The sequence below is a fragment of the Brevibacterium renqingii genome, from assembly GCF_017808105.1.
Taxonomy (GTDB): domain Bacteria; phylum Actinomycetota; class Actinomycetes; order Actinomycetales; family Brevibacteriaceae; genus Brevibacterium; species Brevibacterium renqingii.
This window is the reverse complement of record NZ_JADBHF010000002.1, coordinates 173,618-190,692: the sequence shown is the minus strand read 5'-3', so window position 1 is coordinate 190,692 and position 17,075 is coordinate 173,618. Positions and strand designations below refer to the sequence as shown.

Here is a 17,075-nt window from a genome sequence, read left to right as displayed (position 1 = left end):
CGCAGTCCCGCCGCGCAGCCCCCACCCCCGGGAGCGCACGGAACGACTGAGCCTGTCCCCGCTGGATCGCACGCCCGGGCCTCTCTGCCGTCACCGAGACGGACGACGACGGCGGCTTGCCGCCCCCGACACACCGGACTCGCCTCAGCCGGGCACACTCGCCCGGTCCAGGCACCAGCACTGCCCGCTCTTCGCAGCGGGCGCCATGAGAAGAAAGGACATCATGCCCACCGGACGCGTGAAATGGTTCGATGCCGACAAGGGCTTCGGCTTCGTCATCGCCGAGGACGGCTCCCAGGCCTTCCTCCACTCCTCCGTGCTGCCCGAGGGATTCGACGTCACGAAGGGCACCCGACTCGAATACGACGTCGTCGAATCCCGTCGCGGAGCACAGGTGCTCAAGGCCCGCCCGCTCGGCACTCCGGGCAAAGTCGCAAAGGCCCGCCGACGCCCGGCCGTGGACATGGCGGTTATGGTTGAAGATGTCATCAAAGTATTGGATGACCTCAATAACGGACTGCAGCACGGCCGTTACCCGGACCCGACGCATGGGAACAAGGTGGCCAGCCTGCTGCGGGCGATTGCCGACGATTTGGAGTCCTGATGTCATCGCTGTTCAGTGATTGGCTGGCCCGGCAGACCGCCGCGCCCGCCGCCGTGTCCGCGCCCGAGGCGGACAAGGCGGACGCCGCGAAGACCACGAGACCCGCCCGGGCTGCGAAACCGGAGAAGATCGTCCTCGACACCCAGCTGGCCGCGGCGATCGACATCGCCCGGTCCGCCATCGCCGAGGCGGCCGGGGCCTCGGTCATCGGCGAACACCTGGGAACCGTGGCCGAAGGCACTCGCCTGGTCACCCACTACTTCGTGTGCACCGATCCGGTCTATCGCGGGTGGCGGTGGGTGGCCGTGCTCGCCCGCGCCCCCCGCGCGAAGAAGGTCACGGTCTGCGAGACCGCACTGCTGCCCGGCCCCGATGCCCTCATCGCACCCGAATGGGTGCCCTGGGAGGAGCGTCTCGAACCCGGGGACATGACTCCGCGGGACACCCTGCCCAAGCTCGATCGGGACCCGAACCTGCAGCCGGGATTCCAGCAGACCGAGGACAACTCGGCCGACAACGTCGACCAGATCCCGAACTTCGAGTTCGGGCTCGGCCGCGAACGGGTCCTGTCCTCCGACGGACTGTCCGCGGCAGCCAGCCGCTGGGAGCATTCGGAAGCCGGTGGGGAGGGCGAATTCGCCGCCCGCGCGGCCGGCCACTGCGGCAGCTGCGGCTATCTCATGCCGATCGCCGGTTCGCTGCGCCAGAAGTTCGGCGTCTGCGCCAACGCCTGGTCGCCCTTCGACGGTCGCGTGGTCGGGCTCGAATCCGGCTGCGGGGCGCATTCGGAGACCGACGTCCGGCGCCCCAACCACGATCCCGCCGAAGCCGTCGTCGACGACTATTCGGGCGAACTCGAGTACCAGGAGGGCTGAGCAGCCAGATGTCCCAGACGTTCCGGTCGCTGTCGGAGCCGAACTATCGGCACTGGTTCGCCGGTGCCCTGATCTCCAACACCGGAACGTGGATGCAGCGAACGGCGCAGGACTGGATCGTCCTGACCATGCTGACGGACAACAACGCCTCGGCGCTGGGCATCACGATGGCCCTGCAGCTGGGCCCGCAGCTCATCATGTTCCCGTTCGCGGGCAACCTCGTCGACAAGTTCGACAAACGCCGCCTGCTCATGGTGACCCAGGCGCTGCTGGGAACCATCGGACTCGTCCTCTTCGCGCTCGTCATCACCGACGTCATCGTCCTCTGGCACGTCTACGTGCTCGCCTTCACCCTCGGCATGCTCGCGACCTTGGACAATCCGGCCCGGCAGGCCTTCGTCTCCGAGCTCGTGGGGGAGAAGCTGCTGCCGAACGCGGTCAGCCTCAATTCGGCGTCCTTCAACGGCGCCCGCATGATCGGACCCGCAGTGGCCGGTGTGCTCACCGCACTCATCGGCGCCGGTCCGGTGTTCCTCATCAGCGGTCTGGGATTCGCTGCGACGCTCACGGTCCTCCTCCGTCTCGACAGGTCCCGGCTGCATCCCTCGGGCCGCAGGGGGCAGGGCGGCGTGCTCGGCGGTCTGAAGTACCTGCGGCGGCGTCCCGACATCACGATCGTCCTGGTCGTGCTGTTCATCATCGCGACGTTCGGGTTCAACTTCAACATCTACACCTCCACGATGGCGAAGATCGAGTTCGGCAAGGACGCCAGCGGTTTCGGTCTGCTCAACTCGGTGATGGCGATCGGCTCGGTCACCGGTGCGCTCGCCTCGGCGAGGCGGGAGAAGCCGCGGCTGCGCTTCATCTTCGGCGCCGCCGGAGGCTTCGGCCTGGCCGTCGGTCTGGCCTCGCTGATGCCCAACTACTTTCTCTTCGCCGCCTCGCTCATGTTCGTCGGCTTCGCCTCGCTGACGATGATGACCTCAGCGAACGCCTATGTGCAGACGACGACTGCCCCGAATTATCGGGGCCGCGTGATGGCGATCTATGCGGCGGTCGTCATGGGCGGAACGCCCATCGGCGCGCCCCTGGCCGGCTGGGTCGCCGATATGTTCGGTCCGCGGATGGCGCTCGTCGTCGGCGCCGCCTCGGGGATCATCGCCTTCGCCGTCGGCCTGCTGTGGATGATCACGGCGAAGGAGCTGCGGGTCCACCGCGATCCGAAGTCGCGGATCCGACTGCACGTGAGCTACCACGGCCGACCGTGATGTGCGCAGTCGCTGATGTGCTCTCTGTGCCTGATGTAGGTTCGCTCCCTGATGTGCGCACGGTGAGGACGGGGCACGGGCGGCACCGAGCTTCGTCGAATAGAATCCGGAGGACGACCTCGGCGATGGGAACGGACGGACTGTGAACACTGACATCATCACCTCGGTGCTGGTGGGCCTGGCGATCCTCGTCGGCTGCCTCGGCATCATCGTGCCGGTGCTGCCCGGATCGATCCTCATCGGCATCGCCGTGCTCGTCTGGGCCATCGTCATCGGCGGCCCCATGGCCTGGATCGTCTTCGCCATCGTCGCCGTGTTCGTCGCGGCCGGGATGAGCTCCTCGCTCGTGCTCACCGGCCGGAAACTCAAATCGATGGAGGTGCCGAACACCTCCGTGCTGCTGGGCGGAGTGCTCGCTGTGATCGGCTTCTTCGTCATCCCCGTGCTCGGGCTGCCGATCGGATTCGTGGCGGGGCTGTTCCTCGCCGAATATGCTCGCCTCAAAGAAGCGAAGACCGCCTGGACGTCGAGCTGGGAGTCGATCAAGGCGATCGGACTGGGCGCGGGAATCGAGTTCGTCCTCGCGCTGCTGGCCGCCATCACCTACGGCATCGGAGTACTCATCCACTTCATCGGGTGAAGCGCCGGGGCGTGCCTCATCCCTCGCTGTCAGCGGGGGGCACGAAACCAGCGCGGCGTCACGTCTCGTTCGCGAGTGCAGTGCGGCGTTCCGCCTCGTTCGCGGCAGCTTGTACACGTCAGTTTGCACCCGGAGCGGCTTCTCCTACAGGTGCTCACGCATCACGCACCGTCAGTGCGACGCCACCCCGTTGCACCAGGGTGGTGTGCGGGCAGAGGTGAGGGACGCTTCAGGCAGCTCAACGCACTGCGGCGGCGGGACGGGTTCGGGCGGTGAAGCCGGTGTCCTGACTGCAGGTATTCCGAGGCCGGCGCGCGCCGGCTTATTTCAGGGCGTCGACGACGAAGTCGAGGCAGGCCAGCAGCGCCCTGACGTCGGCCGGGTCGACCGAGACGAAGGTCGCGATGCGCAGCTGGTTGCGGCCGAGCTTGCGGTAGGGCTCGACGTCGACGACGCCGTTGGCGCGCAGCACAGAAGCCACGGCTGCGGCATCGATCGAGTCGTCGAAGTCCACGGTGGCCACGACCGATGAGCGATCGGCCGGCTCGGCCACGTAGGGGTGGGCCGCCTCGGCGGCGTCCGCCCAGTCATAGACGAGTCCGGAGGTCTCGCGCGTCCGCTCGGATGCCCAGGCGAGGCCGCCGTTGCCGTTGATCCATTCGATCTGCTCGGCGAGCAGCAGAAGAGTCGCCACCGCGGGAGTGTTGTAGGTCTGATCCTTGCGCGAGTTCTCGATCGCGGTGACCAGATCCAGCGAGGCCGGGATGAAGCGGCCGGAGTCCTTGATCTCCTGTGCCCGGGCGATCGCGCGCGGTGACATGAGAGCCACCCACAGGCCGCCGTCGGAGCCCATGTTCTTCTGCGGAGCGAAGTAGTAGACGTCGGTCTCGGCGATGTCGACGTTCAGTCCGCCGGCGCCCGAGGTCGCGTCGACGACGACGAGAGCGTCGTCGGCGATGCCGGCCGGACGTGCGATCGACGTGGCCACACCGGTCGAGGTCTCGTTGTGCGGCCAGGCGTAGACGTCGGCGGCGAGAGCACCGGAGGCCGCCTCGGCTGGGGAGGAGACGACTCCTGCCGCGGCCAGGGCCTCAGGGCTGGGGATCGCCGAGGTGCCGGGGTCGGCGGCGAGCACGAGCGAGGACTCGAGGTGGGGTGCGGTGTCGGTGGCCTTCGCGAACTTCTGACCGAACTCGCCGAAGGTCGCATGCGCGGCGCGACTGCGGACGAGGCCGAAGGCGGCGACGTCCCAGAACACGGTGGAACCGCCGTTGCCGAGCACCACCTCGTAGCCCTCGGGCAGGCTGAACAGCTCGGCCAATCCGGAGCGGATGCGAGCGACGAGGCTCTTCACCGGCGCCTGACGGTGACTGGTGCCGAGCACCGTCGAAGCCGCCTCGGTGAGTGCCTCGACCTGAGCGGGGCGGACGCGGGCCGGGCCGGCTCCGAAGCGTCCGTCGGTGGGCAGGAGTTCGTCTGGGATCGTAATCTTCGTCGCAGTCACGCTCGATATTCTACGGGCGGCCCGCCCTCGTCCCGGCACCAGCCCGTCATCCGGATTCAGAGCGCTCCGTCCGGTGCTGCCGGTGTGCTCCCCGGCTCGGGAGTATTCGCCGACCGGTTCCGCGATGACTCGGGCCCGCGCCGCGACGTAGAGTGAGGGCATGACTGAGCCCGTCGATCGCCTGCCGCAGACCCGGAAGTCCTACGATTCCGGCATCTTCGACCACCCGGACACCTCTCCGCTGACCCTGTTCAGACAGTGGTACGACGCAGCGGCCGAACACGTTCGCGAACCCAACGCGATGACCGTCTCCACCCTCGACGAATGGGGCCCGAGCTCACGCATCGTCCTGCTCAAGGGTCTCGACGAGCGCGGCTTCCTCTTCTTCACCGACTACGACTCGGCCAAGGGGCGGCAGCTGCGCGCCGATCCCCGCGTCGCCGTGAACTTCCCCTGGCAGGACATGGAACGTCAGGTCCGCATCCGCGGCCTCGCCGAGGTGGCCTCCGCCGAGGACTCGGACGCGTACTTCGCCGTCCGCCCCCGTGGTTCGCAGATCGGTGCGAATGTGTCCAAGCAGTCCCAGCCGGTGGCCGATCGAGAGCAGATGCAGGCAGAATACGACGCCGCCGCAGCCGAGTTCGAGGGCCGGGACGTGCCACGGCCCGAGCACTGGGGCGGGTTCCGCGTGCATGTCTTCGAGATCGAATTCTGGCAGGGCCAGCAGAACAGATTCCATGACCGATGGGTCTTCCGCCGCTCGGACGGCAGCCATGAACCGGCCGATCTCGCCGATGCCTCGGCCTGGTCGGCGCTGCGTCTCTATCCTTGAGGTGTAAGACAGTCGAGCACCGTCCGGTGTAAGACTGCTGAGCACCTTGAGGTGTGCGACCGCAGTGCATGGGAGCACGCCCAGGCGATCGCACAATAGGCCATCGCACAACAGGCCATCGCGCAATACAAAGGAGTATCCATGACCCAGACGCCCCAGCCCGCCGGCACGGCCCAGCACGGGCCCGACGCCGTCTTCGACAATCTCATCGGCGGCAGGAGAGTGCCCAGCGATGAGCGTTCGACCAACCGGAACCCCTCGGACCCCTCCGATGTGATCGGCCGCTATGCCCGGGCCGATGCCGCCACCGTCGCCGAGGCGATCACCGCGGCAGCTGACGCCGGCGCCGATTGGGCGGACTTCCCCTCCCAGCAGCGCTTCGCGATCCTCGACAGGGCCGGTGACCTCATCGCCGAACGCGCCGACGAACTGGCCGACCTGCTCGCTCGCGAAGAGGGCAAACAGCTCGGCGAAGCGAAGGGCGAAGTGCTGCGGGCGGCCCAGATCTTCAAATTCTTCGCCGGCGAGACCATCCGCAACACCGGCGAGATCATCGACTCGGTCCGCCCCGGGCTCGTCGCCGAGATGACGCACGAGCCAGTCGGAGTCATCGGCATCATCACCCCGTGGAATTTCCCGATCGCCATTCCCGCCTGGAAGATCGCCCCGGCCCTGGCCTTCGGCAACACCGTCGTGTTCAAACCGGCCGAACTCGTGCCGGCCAGCGCCTACGCGCTCACCGACATCCTCGTCGAGGCGGGCCTGCCCGCGGGCGTCCTCAACCTCGTGATGGGCCCGGGCTCCGTGATCGGGGGCGCGCTGACCACCTCGGCGCAGGTCGACGCCGTGACCTTCACCGGATCAGTCGGCGTCGGTCGTTCGGTCATCGCCTCGTCCGCGGCCCACCAGTTCAGGGTGCAGGCCGAGATGGGCGGGAAGAACCCGCTCATCGTCTTGGGCGATGCCGACCTCGAAGCGGCCGCCGATGCCGCCGTCAACGGCGCCTTCTTCTCCACCGGCCAGCGCTGCACCGCCTCCTCGCGGCTCATCGTCACCGCAGACGTCCACGACGAGTTCGTCGCCCTGCTCAAGGACAAGATGGCCGCGCTGATCGTGGGCGACGCTCGAGCAGATGGTGTGGCGATCGGGCCTGTGGTCTCGCAGACGCAGCTCGACCAGGATCTCAGGTACATCGAGACGGCTCGGACCGAAGGCGGTGAGGTCACCGGCGGCGAACTCATCGAATCCGACACCGGCGGCTACTTCCTCGCCCCGGCTCTGGTCACAGGCACCAAGCCCGGGGACACGATCAACGTCGACGAGGTCTTCGGCCCGGTCGCCTCGGTGATCGAGGTCGCCGACTACGAGGAGGCGCTGGCCGTGGCCAACGACACCGAGTTCGGCCTGTCGGCAGGCATCTTCACCTCGTCGCTGAAATATTCGTCCCACTTCAAGCGTTACGCGCAAGCCGGAATGGTCATGGTCAATGCTCCCACTGCCGGTGTGGACTACCACGTGTCGTTCGGGGGACGGAAGGGCTCGAGCTACGGACCCAGGGAACAGGCGCGGGCGGCACGCGAGTTCTACACCGTGCACAAGACGGCCTATGTCAACGCCGGCTGAGCCTGCCTGGACGGGCAGGAAGATATGATTGATTCAAGATAAGATTGACTGAGTTCGCAATGGCTGCGGGATCGCGGGACGGTCGAGTCGCCGTTGCCGGGTCGCGGGACCTTAAGAATGATGGACGCCTGAATGGTCCGCAGTGACCAGGAGACGAAGAGTGGAGTGGCTGGTCAGAAGTGAACGACCTCATTGATACAACCGAGATGTACCTCAAATCGATCATCGAGCTCGAGGAACAGTCGATCGTGCCATTGCGTGCTCGGATCGCCGAACGTCTGGATCACTCCGGGCCCACCGTCTCCCAGACCGTGGCCCGGATGGAACGCGACGGCCTGCTCCACGTCGGCAACGACCGTCACCTCGAGCTCACTCCCGAGGGCCGTCGGATCGCCACGGACGTGATGCGCAAGCACCGGCTGGCCGAACGGCTGCTCGCCGACGTCGTCGGGCTGGAATGGGAACTCGTCCACGACGAGGCCTGCCGGTGGGAGCACGTGATGAGCGAGCAGGTAGAGCGCAAGCTCGTCGCGCTCCTGCCCGAGACCTCCTCCGGCCCCTACGGCAACCCGATCCCCGGACTCGACGTCATCGGCGGGGACGCATCGGAGACCACTGAGGTGGTCGATCTCGCCACCGCTGTCGGCCGCGATGGTGCGAAGAGCCTGAGGATCGCCTGGCTGGCCGAGCCGCTGCAGGTCGACGTCCACCTGCTCCAGCAGTTCCAGGTCGCCGGAGTCCTGCCCGAGAGCGAGGTCGAGATCTCCCGCAACGGCGAATACATCACCGTGCAGGTTCCGGGTGCGCAGGACGTGCTCGACCTGCCGCTGGAGACGGCCTCGCACGTCTTCGCCTACCGCAAGTGAGCGCATGAGCGTTCGGCAGTGACCGCGGCGGGGTCTGCCTTCGGTAACGAAGAGGCGGACCCGAGAGTCTCGATTCGTTACAAACCAGTGTGATCCGTGACCCAGGGAGTGCCTCCGCACCCCCTGGGTCACGTCGTATAACGGTCAAATGTTACGAAATTTTCGACGAGTTTCAGGCCTATGACCTGGAGCTTTATGGAAAACATCACGGTTTCCCTCCCGTGGTTGTGACAGAAACGTGACAATTGATCACCGATTGGTTACAGTTGTGGAGGTCGTTCACGCAGAGACGACTTCGCAGCGAGAGCCGAACGCCACGCTGGCTGCGAGCAACCAAGGACCGACAGTGGCGATTGGCCCGGAAAGCCAATAGGTACGAGAGGGAAAACGTGGCAACTAAGCAGCATGGCCGCCGCGCCGCCGATGCCAAGGTCAAGACTCCGCTGACCGAGCTCACCGAACTTCTGAATGCCAACTCCGGCGTCTTCGGACGTCGCGCAGCAGTCGTTGCTGCCAGCGGTGGCCTGCTCACCGCAGCAGTGATGCCCGCCGCCGGTCAGGGCGCCGACGACAAGGCCGCCGTCTCCGCCGAGGCCGAGACCCAGACGCAGGTCGAGTTCAAGAACCAGACCGTCACCATCGGCGATGACTCGAAGGACAAGAAGTCCGAGAAGAAGGACGACTCCTTCGGCGTCGAGAGCAAGGCCATCACCGCTGAGGCCGCTCCGAAGCCCGAGCCGAAGCCCGCCCCCGCCGAAACCTCCACTCCGGAATCCGACTCCGATGAGTCGGCCGGAACCGCCGATGAGACCGCCAACAGCGGTTCGTCCGACTCGGGCAAGAGCGACTCCAAGGACTCCGGCTCGGATTCCGGTTCGATCGACGGCTCGAAGGCCGAGCAGGTTCTCGCCTGGGCAGCCAAGGGCGTCGGAACCCCCTACGTCATGGGCGGCACCAGCCAGAGCGGCTGGGACTGCTCCGGTTACACCTCGTGGGTCTACAGCCACGTCGGTGTCAACCTGCCCCGCACCTCCGGTGCTCAGAAGGGCGCCGGACAGGTCGTCTCCCAGTCGGAGGCCAAGCCGGGCGACCTCATCTGGCACCCCGGACACGTCGGCATCTACGCCGGCGGCGGACAGATGTACGACGCCGGTTCCCCGAGCTCGGGTACCTCGAAGCGCAGCTACAGCTGGATGGGCAACGTCACCTTCATCCGCGTTCTCTGATCTTCTGCATCGACAGCTCCCCGTTCGACTCGACGGTCCTCGAGTCGGGCGGGGAGCTTTTGTGTGTCCGGAAGCGATCCGACGCCGAGGCGGTGCTCATTTCGCCGGTGCCGCGTGGCTCCGCCGTCGGGCAGGGTGAACGGAATCCGAAGTCTCTGTGACTCGAACCCTATGAATTGGGTCACAGGCGCTCGCGGCGTTACCCTGGAGAGGGTTGAGTTCCAAACGCGGATCGGGCCGAAATGCTCGAACCGGACAACGGTGAGGAAAGCAGATGGGGCACAGTCGAATAGTTCGAATAGCCGCTCCAGTCTCTGGCGCGGAGTACATACATGTCTCCGTGCCCTCTTTCCAGGCGTCGTGCCCATGAGCACGGCGCCTTTTGTGTTCCCTGGGGCCGGGGCAGCCGGTTTCGGCCCGCAAGAGATGAAGATGAGGGGCGAGATATGAAGACTCTCGTGCTGAATGCCGGATACGAACCGCTGTCGATCGTGCCGTTCACACGGGCCGTGGTGCTCGTGCTGACCGGCAAGGCGACAGTGCTGGCCGCAGAGGACATCCCGGTGAGATCCGAGCACGTGAGTCTCGATCAGCCCTCCGTCATCCTGCTCACCCGCTACGTCCGCCCGCCGAACAACCGTCGCGTCTCGCTGTCGCGCCGAGGCGTCCTGCGCCGAGACGGCCACCGCTGCGCCTATTGCGGCAAGGCGGCCTCGACGGTCGACCATGTGCTGCCGCGCTCGCGCGGGGGAGTCAACAGCTGGGAGAACCTCGTCGCCTGCTGCCGCGAGTGCAACAACCGCAAGGGCAATCGCACCCTGGGCGAGATCGGCTGGACGCTCGGCTTCCGTCCGCAGGAGCCCCGGCTCGGTCAGCTGTGGATGCGCGGCATCGAGAAGCCGGTCGAGAAGTGGCGGCCGTTCCTCGAGCTCTCTCGCGCCGCGTGAAGGCTCGCGCGGCACGGAGGCTCGCGTCGTGTGAACTCTCGTGCCGCGTGAGGGCTCGCGACGTGTGAGCCCTCGTGTCGCTCCGTGGTCCGAGCATCGTCGCAGATGAACGCTGGTGCCGTCCGTACTCTGACCGGATTCGGATAACGATGTGACATAGGGCAAGTTCTCTCTGCGATTGTGTTTTAGGGTGGGGGCAAGAGAAGTCCGCCTCGACACAAGGAGCTTGCGATGAGTGAGCAGGACCGCACCCAGAACCCGGACAGCGCGCCGGCCGGCGAACCCGAGGCCGTCATCGTCGGAATCGACGGCTCCCCACCGAGCCGCAATGCCCTGGCCTGGGCGATTCAGGAAGCACGCTCCTTGGACAAGCCGATCCGCCTCGTCGGGGCCTACACGATCCCCAGCGTGGCGGCAGCCGCGATCGACGTGTCGTATGTGCCCATCGACGACAGTTCGATCCGCGCGGCCGTGACGAACACGCTCAAGGAGGCCGCCGCGGAGGTCAAATCCGCAGGAGTGCCTGTCGAAGCCGTCATCGAGATCGGCGACGCCGCAGGCGTGCTCATCGACGAATCGAAGACCGGCTGTCTCACCGTGGTCGGCTCGCGCGGTCGCGGCGGATTCGCCGGACGGCTGCTCGGCACGGTCTCCAGCGCCCTACCCGCCCACTCGGCCTGCCCCACCGTGGTGGTGCCCACCTCGTGGCAGGAGACCGGGGAACGGCACGCGCACCCGACGTCGTCCCGGCCGATCCGACAGGACGGTCGAGAGATCGAGGAATACGATCCCAACGCCGAGGCGATCGAAGGACTGCGCTTCGACGGGAAAGTCGTCGTCGGCGTCGACTCCCTCGGCGCCGACTCCCCGGCTCTGTGGAAGGCCGCCCGACTGGCGGTCCGCCGGGGATCCGCACTGCACATCGTCGCGGTGATCACGACGACGGTGATCGGTCCCGAATGGCTGCCCAGCACCGCCGATCTCGAACGGCTCGTCAACGAAGGCGCGGACAAGCTCGTCGTGGCCAAGCAGCGTTTGGCCGAGGAGTTCCCGGACCTCGATGTCACCTGGACGCTCTTCGACGGTCAGCCTGCCGAGGTGCTCGTGCGGGCATCGGATACGGCCGAGGTCCTCGTCATCGGCTCACGCGGTCGCGGCGGATTCGCCGGCCTGCTGCTCGGATCGACCTCGCAGTCGGTTCTGCCCTATTCGCAGTGCCCGACGATGGTCGTGCGCGTGGCCCGCGACCAGGGCAGACGCAGACAGCACGAGGCCCCTCCCGAGCCGGGTCTCTAGGCAGCTCAGGTCCCAGCCGGCCGGCCTCGAGCGCGCCGGAAGCGGGACCGCGACGAAAACACCGAGGCGGTCGATCGGAAAGGATCGGCCGCCTCGGTGGGTGAGATCGAAGTCGAGTGATCGGTCTGGCGCCCCCGGGCAGATTCGAACTGCCGACACCCGCTTTAGGAGAGCGGTGCTCTATCCCCTGAGCTACGGGGGCGTGATGGTCGTCGTCAACCACGATCACCCAGTGTAGCGTAGAAGAAACCTCAGTGTTCCACGGTGTGCCAGCACCTATTGTGAACAGTTTCTCGTTAGGGTCGAATTGTGTCGGATTCCGTTGCAGACGAACAGTTCCCAGAACTCGGAGATGTCTTCGCCGAGTGGAAGAAGCAGGCCGCCCATCTGGGCGGTCGCGACACCATGCTTCATTTCCGGGACTCGCGTGACGGCAGCATCGACCTATCCGGCGCACATCCCTCCGGGCTGGCACAGCTGCTGGCCGGCCGTGCGACACGTCTGTCGAGCCTGATCCGCGATCACGACATCCTCGCCGATGCCCGCCGTCGTGCGAAGTCCATCCGCTCGAAGGCCGAGCAGCTCCACAACGAGCGGGGAATCCGCACGGCTCATCTGGCGATCGGGTTCGCCTCGTGGACGGAGAAGGACGCCAAGTTCAAGTTCAACGCTCCCGTGGTCATGCGCCACATCACGCTGGTTCCCCGTGGTTCGCGCGTCGAGGACTTCGAGATCGTGCTGGGCAACGAGATCACGATCAATCCGGCTCTGGTCCAGCACCTCGCGGAGGAGTACGACCTCGACATTCCCGTCGCCGAATGGGTCGACGCCACCGGGGGACCGCACGGCTTCGACCCGGGTCCTGCTCTCGACCGGCTCCGCGATCTGGCGCAGTCGGTTCCCGGCCTGCGGATCAACCACCGCTTGATCATCTCGACGTTCGCGAACATCGCGAGCCCCTTCTCGACCGACCACCTGCCGACCCAGCACCCCGTCCTGCGGGCGCTGGCCGGTGACGAGGAGGTGCGGGCCGCGCTCGGCGGCCCCTCGTACGTGCCGCAGGCGTCGGCTGCCCCTGCTGGGGAGACCGAATCGGCGGCGACGACCGAGGCCGATAGCGCGTCGGCAGGTGCGAAGGCACCCGAGTCCGGCGCCGAGGAGGCGGGCCAGCCGCCCGCGGACGACTCCGCTGCCGCCTCGGCCGACGAGGAAGAGGAGTACGGTCAGCCGACCGTGCCGATCACCAACGAGCCCCTGCCCGCTTCGGAAGGCGAGTCCGATCCAGCCGCGCCGGCGGCCGCCGCCGCGACCGAGACTCGATCCGATGACGAGGCGTCGGCCGCCGCGGCCGACACGGACACGGCAGCCGAGACTCACACGACGGCCGAGACCGCAGCCGAACCCGACGCGGATGCTGACGCCGACGCGACGGCCGAGACGGCATCCGAATCCGATGCGGGCACGGAGGTCGAGGACGAGGACGTCGTCCCGGCCGCGCTCAAGGAGCCCGTCACCCCGCTGCCGGATCGGAAGCCCCAGGAGGAATTCCTCGTCATCGATGTCGACGGCGACCAGCAGGCCGTCGTCGATGCCGCGGTCTCCGGACAGTCGGTCGTCGTCGACACCCCGCCCGGGACGGGTGCCACTCAGGTCGCCGTCGCCGTCGCCACGACACTGGCCCACACCGGCAAGAGCGTGCTGTTCCTGGCCCAGACCTCCGATGCGCTCGACGATTTCTCGTCCCGCCTCGGCGAGGTGGGACTGAGCGACTTCGCCGTCGACACCCGTGAGGGCGCAGAGAACATCCGCAAGCAGCTCATCGGACTCATCGGTTCGGCGGAGAAGTCCGAACGTCCGGACCTGTCGAAGCTGCTCTCCGATCTCAACGAGCAGCGGGCCACTTTGGCCGACCACGTCTCCTCCCTCCACCGCAGGCGCGAACCCTGGGACGTCTCCGTCTACGAGACGATGCAGCACCTGGCCGAGCTGACCTCGGGCGAGAACTCACCGCAGACTCCGGTGCGCTTCGACGAGGACATCCTCGGCGCTAGCGAGGACCGGCGGAGCGTGCTGCGCGGCAAACTCGGCGAACTCGCCTCCCTGGGCGCCTTCACTCTCGACGTCGAAGACACCGTCTGGTTCGGCGCCGACCTCAAATCCGTCGACGAGGCCGAATCCGCCCGCACCGTGGCGGAACGCATCGGCCGGATGATCCCGGACCTCGTATCCGCGACCGAGCCCGTGCTGGCCAAGGCGAAGCTCAACCCCCGCCGCAACGTCGATGACTGGGCGCGGGCGATCCGCGTGCTGCTGCGAGTGCGCAAGACCCTCGACAGCTTCGCCCCCGATATCTACGACCATCGCCTCGACGACCTCATCGCCGCCACAGGCACGCCCGAGTACCGGGCCGAGGTCGGCATCGAGATGGGCATGATGCAGCGCCGACGCCTGAAGAAGTCCGCCCAGGAGTTCCTCCGGCCCGGCGCCGAGGTCGCCGACCTCCACTCGGCCCTCATCGACGTCCGCGCCCAGCGCGTGATCCTGCGCGATCTCGCCGGCCACGACGGTCGCCCGCAGATTCCGCGCGGCGTGCTCGAAGCCGACGAGATCCTTCAGAGCGTCGAAGCCGATATGGCCAAGCTCGCGCCGATCCTCGAGACCACCCCGGACGGCGGCGACCTCGGTTCGATGCTCATCGAGGAGCTGCAGGCCCGCACCGAGGCGATGGGCCGAGACTCGGAGAACCTCGCCGAACTGCCCGAACGCTCCCGCCTGCAGCGGGAACTCGACGCCGAGGGCCTGACCGACCTCATGGCCGATCTGCGACGCCGCAAAGTCGACGACGCACTGGTCGGCCCCGAATTCGACCTCGCCTACTGGGCCTCCGTCCTGCAGACCATGGCCGGCGAGGATCCGGCGATCGGCCGGCACGACGGCGCCGCCCTGCACGAGGTGGCCGAGGGCTTCCGTGAGAACGATCGCGCCTTCGTCGCCGCCGGAGCCTCACGCCTGCGATTCAACCACGCTCAGTCGTGGAAGCGCGGCATCGACGCCGATCCGATCGCCGCCGGCGTCGTCAAGCAGGAGCTGCTGTCGAAGCACACCTCGGTGAAGAGGATCTCCACCCAGGCGCCCGAACTTCTCACGACTCTGGCCCCGGTCTGGATGGGCAGCCCGTACACGGTCCCCGAACTGTTCTCCGCCCTTCCGCTCTTCGACGCCGTCGTCATCGCCGATGCCGGCCGACTCTCGGTCGCCGACGTCGTTCCCGGCATCACCCGCGCCCGTCAGGTCATATCGCTCGGCGACTCCCGACTGCTGGGCCCGCGCCCGTTCTCGATCGCCGTCGATCGCTTCGGGATGGACGATGGGAACCACCCGCGCTCCGTGCAGGACCGCCTCGGCGAGTTCCTGCCGCGGATGCGGCTGTCGAACTCCTACCGCCTGTCTCCGGTGGGGCTGATCGATCTGGCCAACCGGCACTTCTACGATTCGACGATCTCGACGCTGCCGACGGCGCACACGGGTGAAGGCAGCGGTCTCGAATTCTCCTATGTGGCCGATGGTCGAGGCCCCACGGATATCGGCACCGGTCGGGTCGAAAGCCCCGACGCCGAGGTCAAACGCGTCGTCGAGCTCGTGCTCAAGCACGCTCGGAACCGGTCCAGGGAGTCCTTGGCCGTCGTCGCCCTCACCCCGCACCATGCCCAGCGTGTCGCGACCGCGATCTCACGGGCGATGAAGGACCTGCCCTATGTGGCCGCGTTCTTCAGCGATTCGTCGAAGGAGCCCTTCGTCGTCACCGACGCCGAACGCGTCCAGGGCATGTCCAGAGACGCCGTGATCTTCACCCTCGGATTCGGACGGACCGTGCACGGTCGCGTCATCCACGACCTGGGCCCGCTCTCCGGGACCGACGGACGACGCATCCTCGCGGCCACGATGACACGGGCGCGGAAACGGCTGACCCTGGTCTCGAGCATCGAGGCCGAGGATTTCGACCGGAACAAGCTCAGCGGGGGAGCGGTGATGCTGCCGCGCCTGTTGGATGAGATGGCCACCGGCGGCGTCAGCCAGCCCGGCCCCCACGGCGAGGTCTACGATCCGCTGTTCAACGACATCGCCGACCGTCTGCTCCAGCTCGGCGTGGTCGCCCACGAACACTACAACGGCATCGATCTGGCTGTGGCGAACTCGGCCGAGGACGAGCACGGCATGATCATCGCCGTTGCCGGTGACGGCCCCGAATACGCCTCGATGCGCAGCCTGCGCCAACGCGACCGGGTGCTGCCCGAGCAGCTGGCCCGTCGCGGATGGAAGTTCATGCGCGTCTGGTCGACCGACGCTTTCGTCGACCCGCAGACCGAGGCCGAGAAGATCTTCGAGGCGTGGCGCGCGACCGTGGAGACGATGAGTCCGCAGGCCGTGCTCAATGCCGCCCGGGCCGCCTCCGTGGTCGTGGGGCGTACGGGCAGCCGACCGAAGCTCGTCCCCGGACTGCCGATGCACAAGTACTCCGCCGAGGGTCTTGATGAGATGATCGACTGGATCCAGTCCGATGCCGTCGTCCGTGGGGACGGGGAGATCAAGGATCTCCTCCGCACGGCTCTGGCTCAGAAGGGCAGCTCCAGCCGCGGCGATTCCCAGCTGCAGGCCGCCGTCGACCGCTATCGTGAGCGTCATGCCCAGGCGAAGAAGGTCACCGGCTCCGAGGTGTTCATCCCGAGGTCCGGTTCCACCGGACCCGTGGAGGACGAGATCCTCCCGACCTTCGACACCGGCAAGATCCGCGCCGATGAGCTCCGGTCCGCCGGTCTCGTCGAGACCGCGAGCAATGAGCAGGTCGCCGAGGCGGAGGCCGCGTCCGATGACACCGCCGACGAGGCTGCGGACAGTGCAGCGGATGCAGGGGGTGTTCCCGCTGAGTCGACGGCTGGTGCTGAATCCGGGGGCAGTGCTGAGTTGGGCACCGATGACGAGTCCCGTGCTTCCGCTGAGTCTGAGGCGAACGCCCGCTCAGGTGCCGGGCCGAAGAACGACGATGCCTGAGAGGCCCGACGAGGCTGCGAAGCTGAACGAAGCGGAGCCGGCCGTCGAAGTCGCGGAATCCAACGGGCCGGAGCGGTCCGACGCCGACGTTCACTCGACGGAGTCGGACCCCGCGGACGAATCGGGATCAGACGCCGAGGCCGAGCAGCGGCGTCTGGCTCGTCTCGAGGCGGCCAAGCGACGCTATCGCGCGACGCTGCGCAACGAGGCCGAAACGGGCGGCGGGGGCTTCAGCGAGGACTACTACCGGTCACAGAAGCCGCCGCACTGGTCATAGGCAGGCACCTTTGCCGTTCCTAGATAGACGCACATGCCGTTCCAAGATAGACGCACGTGCCACAGGAC

13 protein-coding genes and 1 tRNA gene are annotated in these 17,075 nt (G+C 67.1%); 12 read left to right on the top strand and 2 right to left on the bottom strand.

The features are described 5' to 3' along the window. Window positions 1–223 precede the first annotated feature (223 nt). The 4 genes from IHE57_RS03390 (at window position 224) to IHE57_RS03375 (ending at window position 3,387) form a co-directional block, all read left to right on the top strand. The gene (locus IHE57_RS03390) at window positions 224–604 is read left to right on the top strand and encodes a cold-shock protein (RefSeq protein ID WP_209323831.1); all 381 of its coding nucleotides are present in this window, start codon (window positions 224–226) and stop codon (window positions 602–604) included. Then, window positions 604–1,479, top strand: coding sequence for a DUF3027 domain-containing protein (locus tag IHE57_RS03385; protein WP_209370806.1), 876 nt, complete (start codon window positions 604–606; stop codon window positions 1,477–1,479). The genes IHE57_RS03390 and IHE57_RS03385 overlap by 1 nt, the downstream gene beginning before the upstream one ends. Before the next feature lie 8 nt (window positions 1,480–1,487). Beyond that, a complete protein-coding gene (locus IHE57_RS03380; protein WP_209370804.1) occupies window positions 1,488–2,747 on the top strand; it encodes an MFS transporter in 1,260 nt (419 codons plus the stop codon). 142 nt (window positions 2,748–2,889) lie between these two features. Then, window positions 2,890–3,387 (top strand): DUF456 domain-containing protein, encoded by a 498-nt coding sequence (locus IHE57_RS03375; RefSeq protein WP_209323828.1) that lies wholly within the window; start codon window positions 2,890–2,892, stop codon window positions 3,385–3,387. A 322-nt stretch (window positions 3,388–3,709) separates the two neighbouring features. Here the strand turns inward: IHE57_RS03375 and serC are convergent, their stop codons facing one another. Then, window positions 3,710–4,891, bottom strand: a complete 1,182-nt coding sequence (serC, locus tag IHE57_RS03370; protein WP_209370802.1) for a phosphoserine transaminase — start codon at window positions 4,889–4,891, stop codon at window positions 3,710–3,712. 160 nt (window positions 4,892–5,051) lie between these two features. Between serC and pdxH the strand changes: the two genes are divergently transcribed. From pdxH to IHE57_RS03340, 6 genes are all read left to right on the top strand, one after another. Then, window positions 5,052–5,723 carry a pyridoxamine 5'-phosphate oxidase gene (gene pdxH, locus IHE57_RS03365; RefSeq protein WP_209370800.1) on the top strand — a complete coding sequence of 224 codons (672 nt, stop codon included), beginning with the start codon at window positions 5,052–5,054 and terminating at the stop codon, window positions 5,721–5,723. 141 nt (window positions 5,724–5,864) lie between these two features. Next, window positions 5,865–7,346, top strand: coding sequence for an aldehyde dehydrogenase family protein (locus IHE57_RS03360; RefSeq protein WP_209370798.1), 1,482 nt, complete (start codon window positions 5,865–5,867; stop codon window positions 7,344–7,346). A gap of 179 nt (window positions 7,347–7,525) precedes the next feature. Further along, window positions 7,526–8,212 (top strand): iron-dependent transcriptional repressor DtxR, encoded by a 687-nt coding sequence (locus IHE57_RS03355; RefSeq protein WP_209323824.1) that lies wholly within the window; start codon window positions 7,526–7,528, stop codon window positions 8,210–8,212. A gap of 389 nt (window positions 8,213–8,601) precedes the next feature. Next, window positions 8,602–9,438, top strand: a complete 837-nt coding sequence (locus IHE57_RS03350) for a C40 family peptidase (RefSeq protein ID WP_209370795.1) — start codon at window positions 8,602–8,604, stop codon at window positions 9,436–9,438. A gap of 446 nt (window positions 9,439–9,884) precedes the next feature. Continuing rightward, window positions 9,885–10,385 (top strand): HNH endonuclease, encoded by a 501-nt coding sequence (locus IHE57_RS03345; protein ID WP_209323822.1) that lies wholly within the window; start codon window positions 9,885–9,887, stop codon window positions 10,383–10,385. A 231-nt stretch (window positions 10,386–10,616) separates the two neighbouring features. After that, window positions 10,617–11,681 carry a universal stress protein gene (locus IHE57_RS03340; RefSeq protein ID WP_209370793.1) on the top strand — a complete coding sequence of 355 codons (1,065 nt, stop codon included), beginning with the start codon at window positions 10,617–10,619 and terminating at the stop codon, window positions 11,679–11,681. Between the two features lie 126 nt (window positions 11,682–11,807). On the opposite strand, the gene IHE57_RS03335 is transcribed toward IHE57_RS03340, so the two are convergent. Next, window positions 11,808–11,883 (bottom strand) — tRNA-Arg (locus IHE57_RS03335). 107 nt (window positions 11,884–11,990) lie between these two features. Here IHE57_RS03335 and IHE57_RS03330 point away from each other — a divergent pair. Together IHE57_RS03330 and IHE57_RS03325 are read left to right on the top strand one after the other, a co-directional pair. Continuing rightward, window positions 11,991–16,730, top strand: a complete 4,740-nt coding sequence (locus IHE57_RS03330) for a PDDEXK-like endonuclease domain-containing protein (RefSeq protein ID WP_366933838.1) — start codon at window positions 11,991–11,993, stop codon at window positions 16,728–16,730. Continuing rightward, the gene (locus tag IHE57_RS03325; RefSeq protein ID WP_209370791.1) at window positions 16,723–17,007 is read left to right on the top strand and encodes a hypothetical protein; all 285 of its coding nucleotides are present in this window, start codon (window positions 16,723–16,725) and stop codon (window positions 17,005–17,007) included. Before IHE57_RS03330 ends, IHE57_RS03325 begins: the two co-directional genes overlap by 8 nt. Window positions 17,008–17,075 lie beyond the last annotated feature (68 nt).

Bases quoted from the DNA above. Each gene is read 5' to 3' on its own strand.
- IHE57_RS03390 (WP_209323831.1), top strand. From the start codon at position 224: ATGCCCACCGGACGCGTGAAATGGTTCGATGCCGACAAGGGCTTCGGC.
- IHE57_RS03385 (WP_209370806.1), top strand. From the start codon at position 604: ATGTCATCGCTGTTCAGTGATTGGCTGGCCCGGCAGACCGCCGCGCCC.
- IHE57_RS03380 (WP_209370804.1), top strand. From the start codon at position 1,488: ATGTCCCAGACGTTCCGGTCGCTGTCGGAGCCGAACTATCGGCACTGG.
- pdxH (WP_209370800.1), top strand. From the start codon at position 5,052: ATGACTGAGCCCGTCGATCGCCTGCCGCAGACCCGGAAGTCCTACGAT.
- IHE57_RS03360 (WP_209370798.1), top strand. From the start codon at position 5,865: ATGACCCAGACGCCCCAGCCCGCCGGCACGGCCCAGCACGGGCCCGAC.
- IHE57_RS03345 (WP_209323822.1), top strand. From the start codon at position 9,885: ATGAAGACTCTCGTGCTGAATGCCGGATACGAACCGCTGTCGATCGTG.
- IHE57_RS03340 (WP_209370793.1), top strand. From the start codon at position 10,617: ATGAGTGAGCAGGACCGCACCCAGAACCCGGACAGCGCGCCGGCCGGC.
- IHE57_RS03325 (WP_209370791.1), top strand. From the start codon at position 16,723: ATGCCTGAGAGGCCCGACGAGGCTGCGAAGCTGAACGAAGCGGAGCCG.